General features: G+C 40.1%; 6 protein-coding genes. 1 reads left to right on the plus strand and 5 read right to left on the minus strand.

The window, feature by feature from the left end; translation table 11 throughout:
* Positions 1–11: 11 nt before the first annotated feature.
* The 5 genes from V7266_RS04290 to V7266_RS04310 form a co-directional block, all read right to left on the minus strand.
* Entirely contained in the window at positions 12–1,001 is a 990-nt protein-coding gene (locus tag V7266_RS04290) for an ABC transporter permease (RefSeq protein WP_335466087.1), read from the minus strand.
* Positions 1,002–1,157: 156 nt separating this feature from the next.
* Complete coding sequence (locus tag V7266_RS04295; RefSeq protein WP_335466089.1) at positions 1,158–2,780, minus strand: ABC transporter substrate-binding protein; 1,623 nt, start codon at positions 2,778–2,780, stop codon at positions 1,158–1,160.
* A gap of 170 nt (positions 2,781–2,950) precedes the next feature.
* Positions 2,951–4,696: a sensor histidine kinase gene (locus V7266_RS04300; protein ID WP_335466091.1), complete on the minus strand. Its 1,746-nt coding sequence runs from the start codon at positions 4,694–4,696 to the stop codon at positions 2,951–2,953.
* 13 nt (positions 4,697–4,709) lie between these two features.
* Positions 4,710–6,290: a response regulator gene (locus V7266_RS04305; RefSeq protein WP_335466093.1), complete on the minus strand. Its 1,581-nt coding sequence runs from the start codon at positions 6,288–6,290 to the stop codon at positions 4,710–4,712.
* A 281-nt stretch (positions 6,291–6,571) separates the two neighbouring features.
* A complete protein-coding gene (locus tag V7266_RS04310) occupies positions 6,572–7,984 on the minus strand; it encodes a family 43 glycosylhydrolase (RefSeq protein ID WP_335466095.1) in 1,413 nt (470 codons plus the stop codon).
* A gap of 352 nt (positions 7,985–8,336) precedes the next feature.
* Here V7266_RS04310 and V7266_RS04315 point away from each other — a divergent pair.
* A partial coding sequence (locus tag V7266_RS04315; protein WP_335466097.1) for a helix-turn-helix transcriptional regulator occupies positions 8,337–9,054 on the plus strand: 718 nt, incomplete at its 3' end.

The raw sequence follows: 9,054 nt of genomic DNA on the forward strand, positions 1-9,054 counted from the left end.
TCGCATCTGATTTATCTACGAGCCTTTCTCCTCATTGACGGAAAAAGTCCTTCCGAACCAAGCCATTTACAAACACGGTCAGCAAGCAGTAATAGAACTAAGTTGATTACAGCTCTAAACAAACTTACTGCACTTGAGAAAGAAAAGTCGGCAGCAGACTGGAATGTAATGTTATAAATATACATATCCAGGATTTCACCTGCTTTGGAAGTTGCGGCATTACTGATGTTAAAAATCTGATCAAAGCCTGTTGTCATAAGATTTCCAACTGCTAAGATAAACATCACAACAATGGTATTTCGTATACCTGGAAGGGTTATATACAACATCGTCTGCAACCGGGTGGCACCATCAAGTTGAGCAGATTCATACTGTTCCGTATCAATTCCTGTAATAGCTGCTAGATAGATGATCATAGCCCACCCTGACGCCTTCCAGTCACTTGTAAGATACAATAAGTATTGGAAAAATTTCGAGTTGCCAAGAAAATTGACTCCATCCCCACCCAGCAATTTGATTATACTGTTTACCAAACCGTGAGAATCTAGAATATTAAGCATAATACTTGAAACGATAATCCACGACAAAAAATGTGGGAATGTATAAATGGTTTGTAAAGCCTTTTTAAATCTGTTAATTCGCAATTCATTCAACATTAAAGCGAGAAAAATCGGAACGGGGAATTCAAATATGAGTCGTCCTGCATTAATCAACAATGTCCTCCAAAGCGAGTACATAAATTCCGGATCCCTAAAAACATAGGTAAAATTGGTAAATCCTATCCACGGACTGCCAAAAATTCCGAGATTGGCTTTATATGTTTTAAATGCTAATAATAAACCATACATCGGAATGTAAGCAAAAATAATGTACCATATGACTCCTGGCAATATGAGTTGGTAACTTTCCCTTGCTTTCCACATACGGCTAATCAAGGAGGAATTATTCTTCTTTTTAATCAAGGATGGATTATTCTTTTCTACTATTGTTGTATTCTCCATATTAAACTCCTTCTGACCCGTCTTATTGATATCAATTTCTGAAAAAATAAAGGAACAGGAAGGACAGCAACATCACCTAAAAATCAAGCAGCCGGGCAAATAACCTTCGATTCGCCGCAGCTACTTGAAGTTGATTCAACGAAATGTACTTGCTAACTATTTAGCTAATTTTGAGTTCAATTCGTCAAGAACCGGTTGTACAACTGCCTTCTTCGACTTAACCCATTTCTTCCAGTTTGTTGTAATATCACCTGGCTGCGTAATAAGATTGACATACTCTTGATCGTATTGGAATTGAGCCCTTCTATATGAAGGTGAATCGTAGGTATATAAATCCCAGTTCACTTTTGAGAATGTTTCGGGAGTGCCCTCTTTAACTTTTGAAGCATAAAGCTGCTTGGACATATCCCTTAATCGTTGATCCGTATTTGGATCGTCGAAGGAGGTATCATCAAACAGAACCGAACTACCTAACAGATATCCCCATGATTGATACTTTGCACCGGGGCCACCAAGCGGCTTTCCTTCTTTGACTGGGTCATAGAGTGATTTGACTTTGCCATTGCTGTCGTATGTCCAATCTACATCTTTTAAACCCATCATGTTGATGATTTCGCCCTCTTGCGTACTGTTATAATCAAGAATATCCATATAGCGGACAAATTTTTCCTCTGATATATTCGGATTAAAGATGACTGTACCCCAGAAATTAATGAGGTCCGTCTGATGATACTTCCCGTCATCACCTAAAACAGTAGCCATATTAATACTCTGATAAGGATCCTTTTTTAAGTTTTTATTAAAATCACTATAAACAGTCTGAAGATTGGACGTCGGTGCCTGGTTGAAGGAAGCACCTGCAGTCCCTGTTACATTGAATTCATTAAAAAACGTTTGATTTTTATTCGTATAGAAATCCTTACTAAGCAAACCCGAACGATAAGCTTCCTGGAGCTGTTTAAGCCCTTTCAGAGTATCTGGAGAGGCCCCGCCCCATTTATACTTACCGTCTGTGTCTTTGTAAAATTCTTGGTAATGAGTACTATTTCTTCCAACAAACAAATCAGCTGCAAAGTTGGTATCCTCAGAAAGGGGAACTAATTTGTCGCCTAAGTGTCCAGGATCCTTTTCCTTTATAAGTTTCGCATACTGAAGGATCTCTGAAGTCGTATATGCGTCCTTAACCGGGAAACCCACAGCTTTAGCCCAATCTGAACGGATATATACAGTTGGATGATTCGGCAAAGGATCTCCAGGCAGGTTATTCATGAAACGGGCCCTTGGGAGAAAATATGTTCCACCGAATTTCTTTTCCATCTCAGGACCGAGTGATGTTTTTTCATACACTGCTGCCAAGTGAGGCCAACGAGTTTTCCAGTCGTCAGGAAGTTTTTTAAGAAGTCCCTGTTGTACAAAAGATGCCGCATCAGCATAAATGAAATTATATACAGCAACATCCGGCATGTCGCCTGAGTTGATCCATATACGGAGATTTGAACTCCAGTTGTCCCAGTTCAGTGATGATACTTTTAAGGTGTAGTTAAACTTATTAGAGTAAAACTTAGCCAGAGGATCACCCTTGGTGTAATCATATCCATCAATACCCTGCACGGATGCATAGGAGATTGTCACATGTTTGGATAGATCGTCTTTAGTACTTGAGCTTTTACTGCTAGTCTGCGTCGATTGATTACCTGAGCATGCCGCAAGACTTAGAAACATGAGTGCTGAAGTTACAAGCGACACTGGTTTTGACCATTTTTTCGTCAGTTTTTTCATACTTTTTCCCCCTCTTTTAGTGGTGTAAACGCTATCAATTAGGACAATTTCATTGTATAAAAAATGTGTGGTTTCCAAAACCACACAAAATTTAGATTTCTTTGAGAAAAGTTTAAAATTTCCGGGTACCGAGTTGGCTCAAAATAGTTTTTTTAAACCAAGCTTAAAAGCTAAGCTAACGCCCGAGCCTGATCCTCGCAAACAGGGATGGAAATACAAACCATCGTCCCCACACCGGCGTCACTCTTGATGTTGAACTGGAAGTTATTTTGGTAGTAAAGCTTGAGACGAATAAACACATTTTTGATTCCAACGTGTTTATCCATTCCTTCTTGTTCCAAATCGGATAGAATGGCGCTAAGCTTATCCGGGACAATCCCTATGCCGTTATCCGATAGCTGGAACGTGAGCATGTCCCCTGTACGCGTAATCTGCATCTTGATCCATCCTTTACCGCGAATCGATTCTAGACCGTGAATGCAGGCGTTCTCAACGAAGGGCAAGAAGCACATTTTCGGAATTTTATACGAAAGCACTTCCTGATCGATCTGAAAGTCAAAGGAGAGCTTATCTTCGAATCGGTATTTTTGGATTTCCAGGAAGCACTCGACCAGCTCCAATTCTTCTTCGACCGTTACCAAATCCTTTTTCCACACCAACGACTTGCGAAAGATCACCGCCATGTTTCTGATAATTTGTGCCGTCTCGTCTTCATCCTTGATCACGCTTCGCATTCGGATCGTCTCTAGCGCATTGAATAAAAAATGCGGGTTGATCTGGCTTTGCAGAGCATTCAGCTGGGCTTGCTTCTGCTGTAATTCGGCACGATATACATTCTCAATAAGCTGCTTGATATTTGTGGTCATTCGATTGAACTCTTCTGTCAGCTGGCCGATCTCATCCTGGTGCCTATTGTGTTCTATCGTCTCGAATTTTTGGTTTTTCACCATTTTCATATGCTTCAGCAATGTAATGATCCGGGTGTGCAGCGATCTGAAAATCCACAGAATCAGGATTGTCGGAACCAGAAAATTGGCCAAAATCAAGTAAAGAAAAAATCCCCCTGAATTTTTTGTTAGATCAAACCATGACGTTTTCGGAAAGACACCTACGATTTTCCAACCATTTAAATAATTGACTGTATCGTATTCTTTTTCGAGAATGAAGGATTGCCGAGGGATGTCAATCTTGTTAAAGTACACTTTCTTGTTAGCCAGGTTAGGCGCACGATCCGTTGTGAATACGATTTCACCCGAATCGTTCAGCAAATACAGGTTACCGCCCATCGTATAATCCTCGAAGGTTGACATGATTTCACCCAAGTTAAAATCAATTTTTAATATTTTTAACTGCCTGTCCATATCGGGGTATGCATTCATCCTGCGAATGAGACTGAACGTATTGAGCTGGCTATTGGACGTCCCCGTTCGAATAAGAAAAGGGGCTGAATTCTTGGAATGCATGGCTTTGGTGAACCAATCCGACATCTTGTCCTCGTCGGAAATCAGGCTGATTCCGCCGGAAGAGCTCATCGTGCGATTGTCCGTATAAATCGTAATATTTTGAATTTCTTTATAGACAGGTGTAAATTTATTCATCGCACCCTGGGTATAACCATTGGAATCCGATAGATACTCGAAAGGGGCTGAATATCGTTTGTCCAGTAAGCTATAAAGCATATAATCGATGGAATATATAGAAGAGACACCAACGGCAGTATAGATTTTGTTTCGAAATTCATTTTTGACCCGTTCAAGATCATCCGAATAGTCAATCTTCTTTTGTTCGGAAAGGTGACTCATCGTCACATTGTAAAATAACAGATTCGTTAAGATGACTGGAAAAAAAACGCAAACAAAATAAAGAATAAGTAATTTATTGCGTAAACGCATATTATCAAAGCTTGAGAGTCTCATATTTTTCTATCCTTTACAAGATTTTCGCCTGCTGTCGATACTCCGTCGGGGTCATCTTTTCCATCCTTTTAAATTGGTTGACGAAGTAATCCTGGTGTTTAATTCCGACCCTGTCCGATATTTCGTAAACTCTCAGATCCGTCTGCCGCAGCAGTTTCTTGGCTTCTTGAATCCTGATGCCCATCAAAAATTCATTAAAGTAAACTCCGTATGTCTTTTTGAAAAGCTGACCCAGATATACTGGATTGAGCATCATTTTTTCAGCGATTAGTTTCAGGGTCAAATTTTCGCTGTAGTGCATTTCGATATACGTTTTCGTTTTGTGCAAAACAGAGTTGACGCGATTTTTTCGTATCTGGCGATTGAGTTCCACGTGTTCCATTACGAATTCCATAAACATACGTTGTAATTCAGCCGGTTGGATCGGGTAATGTTCCCATTCTGTTATGAGATTCATGATCAAGCTTGCATGAGTGTTATCCTCCATCGGTTTGATCCTTTCTACGAGCTTGCAAAAACAACGGCTAAGCGAGGCATGGACCGCCTGCGGTGCCATCCGCCTTTGTCGAAATTCCAAGAACATGCTTTCTACTGCATGCGCGGCGCTATCCGCATCACAATCCTCCACACACTCCAATAGAGTTGAATAGAATTTGTCTTCCAGATCGGTAAACTGCATCGGGATTTCTCGCACATTTTGATAATCAAGGATGTGCATGTCCGGCAGCAAAAACTTGTACTGGCTTGTTTCGACGGCCGTCTGATACGAGTGTTGAAGCGAACGGATTCCATTCACCGGATCTCCAATGTAGACCGCGACTGGCGTGTCAAGTATGCGGAGAAGCTCAGATTGGAGCGATCTGGCGATTCGTTGCACAGACATGTGAGGTTCATCCGGATTCGATGTAAGGACCATCCCATACTTGCCGGGCTGCAGTTCAATCACGGTAGCGCGGAAATGGGAATCCACACTGGAGAGAGCATCGCCTATTTGCCGTTTCAGCTGATGTTCACTATATTGGCAAGCTGAAGAAGCTGGATGGAAAAATACCTCTATGATGCAAAAATTATATTCTCCTGTTGGACCGCTATACCAATCAGGAGCGTATTCTTCAAGCATCCATTCGCTATAGCTTCCCTTAATCAGCCGTTCTAGGGCGGCTTCCGATATGATTTTGCGTGTAATTCCACTTTTTTGCAGTCTCATTTTCTCTTCATTGAAATGTATGGTCAGTTTTTCCAAAATGGCATTCAGTTCTTTCTCATTAATCGGTTTGAGAAGGAAATCTTCTACTCCGTAACGGATAGCCTGCTGCGCAAATTTAAATTCGTTGAAACCGCTTAATATAATAAATTTCGGTGAATACTTGTTATTGGAATTCACAACACGTTTTATCAAATCCAATCCATCAAGTACAGGCATTTTGATATCCGTAATGACCAGATCCGGTTTTTGGGATTGGATTAATTCATAGGCTTGTACACCGTCTTCTGCTTCATCGCAAATCTCAAACCCGTATTTTTGCCAATCTATTATTTTATATAAGCCTTTCCGAATAAACTTTTCGTCATCTACCAGCAAGACCTTATACATTCCAGATCACTGCCCTTCTTTTTCTATGTTTTATCGGTTCTTGATTACTAGTCTCATATGGTGTTTCTATCAAGGATTATTTGTTTGAAATCTTTATCATAACTTTTTGAAACATTAATAAACTCAAAAGTTGGTTTGAGGGATGAACGATTTCTGCTTTTTGGAATTACAATGGACGCATACACACATGTAATACTAAACTTACAAAAAGAAGCCGCCCATTAATTTAAGCAGCTTGTTAAATAACCTATATAGTGACCAAAAAGTAATGTAAGTAAATTTTATTCCAAAGTAAAAGAAGCGAGACTCGCGTTACCGTTACCTGTATAAGTAAAATACAATGCCTGTTTCCCATCCGGAATGGTAATATCAGCGGAATATTCAGTCCATATGTTCGTAAATCCAACCGGTATTTTTCCGAGGGCTGGCCCGTTCCATGAAGTTTTGACTTCAAAGGTTCCTTTGGCATACCCACGCACCTTGATTTTGACTTTTCGAATACCGTCGCATTGGAAATATTTAAAACCGGCTGTAGCAGAATCCCTCATATTAGCAATGTATCCGATTTCTTCATCCCCATCTTTTCCATCCTGTGTAATCTTCGGAAATCGTCCGTCCATCCATGCCCCGAAAGAACCCGAATACAATTCCTCATCCTTACAGAATAGATTACATGCCACATAAGCTGGATATTCTCCGCGTCCCGCTAGTGGTCCTCCATTGGGTCCGCAGGATGTCATCTCTACTTGAGGTATTGTGCCATCCTCCCTAAAGTCAATCGGTTCAACACAGCCCTGTCGACTGTAAACTGTACCGTTGGTATGCCTGTGATAAAAGATGTACCATTTCCCCTTCATTTCAATAATGCTGCCGTGGTTATTGTGACCATAATACATAGGCTTGTCCGCTGGCTTGTAAGTATCGATATGAAGATCGGCATTGCTTACGATGACTCCCTGGTAGACAAAGCCTCCTGTCGGATGTTGGCTAGTTGCATAGCAAAGCTCATGCATGACGATAGAGGAGTAGATCAAATAATAAGTATCTCCTCTTTTCCTTATGGACGGCGCTTCAAAAAACTCATGTCCTTCGTACCCGCTGCCCTTGCTGTAGGGCTCACTTGGTGCAATAAAAACTGGTTCTTCCATTATGGTAAGCATATCCGGACCAAGTACCGTCGCCATGGCACCTTTTCTTGATTTGTCGCCTGCTGCACAAAAGCCAGTGTACAAATAGGTTTTGTCGCCTTCGGTCATGACCCCTGGGTCGAATTGAGGCTGATCGCCCTCTCTTTCCCCCAAGCGTGTTCCATCTGAATAATGCACATAACCGTAAAATTCGTAACGGCCTGCCGGCGTATCACAGACGGCTACCGACACAACGGGGACTTTGTCAAGTACATAATAGAGATAATACCGACCATCTGGACCTACTGTGACGTCCGGTGCATAAAGACACATTCTGCCATCAGGATTGAGTGGATCAGCTGTTTTTTTGTAAATGACACCTTCATACTGCCAATCACTTAAATTATCCACTGGTGCCGACCAGCACACATAATCGTTTATGCAAAAGGCATGCCCGTTAAAACGATCATGAGAGCCATAAATATACACTCTATCGTTAAAAACATATGGTTCTCCATCAGGAATATATTCCCATGATGGAAGATATGGATTGAATCCTTGCTTCATCGTCACTTCACTCCTTGTATCTTAATAAAAAGGGTGCTTTAACCACTTTAAGTTTTTTACTTGCAGGTCTGTCCTCAAACTTCCAATCTTGTGTAATAAATTACGTAATTTTACTCTTTTTTTGATTCTGATATTAGCATTTTCGTTCATCACCCCTTAAATGAAATTTAAAATACTTGAAAATGCATTAATTTACTTCTCAAGAGTATAAATGTTCTTGAAATTTTCAAATAATAAAATATAATTGATATATTCTAAGATTGATATGTAAAACTTGTTATTAAATGGGGACACAGAGGAGTTATTTATTGTCCCTATGTTTATAAAGCAACATGAAGATTGGAGAATAACTATGACAAATATTTACTATGTAGAAACTGATGCTACTCACAATGGTAGTTTTGTTTTTGATATTCCTAAAGGTCATGACTGCTGGCTTCTTGTCATAACAAAAACTCCAGCTTTTTTCTGGGTAAATGGCGAAATCAAGGAATACCCTGCGCACAGTGCCATATTGTATCAGCCACATCAGAAAATATACTATCGGGCATGTGCTGAAACATACACAAATAACTGGCTACGTTTTGAGTCTAATGAACCTTATGTTACCGAAACAATGCTTCCACGCGGTATACCTTTTTCATTGGAAGATCCGGACTATTGCCACAAATTATTTCAGTTGCTTGTTACCGAGCACTCTTTTAATAAAGATTTCAAAGAATCATCAATAGATTATTTGTTAAGAATTCTGTTTAATAAACTTTTGGAATCTTACTTCCAAACTGAAATTTCCCCGCAATATTATAACCTTATAAATCTTCGTACAAAAATTTACACTGACCCTGGTAATAATTGGACTGTTCCTAAGATGTCAGAATTTCTACACCTTAGTCCTGGCTATCTGCAGACAATCTATAAAAACACCTTTGGTATCTCGTGCATTGATGACGTAATCATCAGCCGAATCCGGATAGCAAAAGAATATCTGATGCATGGTTCCTATACAATAGCTGAAATAGCATTTCACTGTGGATATAATAATGTAGAACACTTTTGCCGACAATTCAAAC

Origin of the sequence: Neobacillus drentensis, assembly GCF_036965645.1 — a bacterium.
In the GTDB taxonomy this organism is placed as follows: Bacteria; Bacillota; Bacilli; order Bacillales; family Cytobacillaceae; genus Neobacillus; species Neobacillus drentensis_D.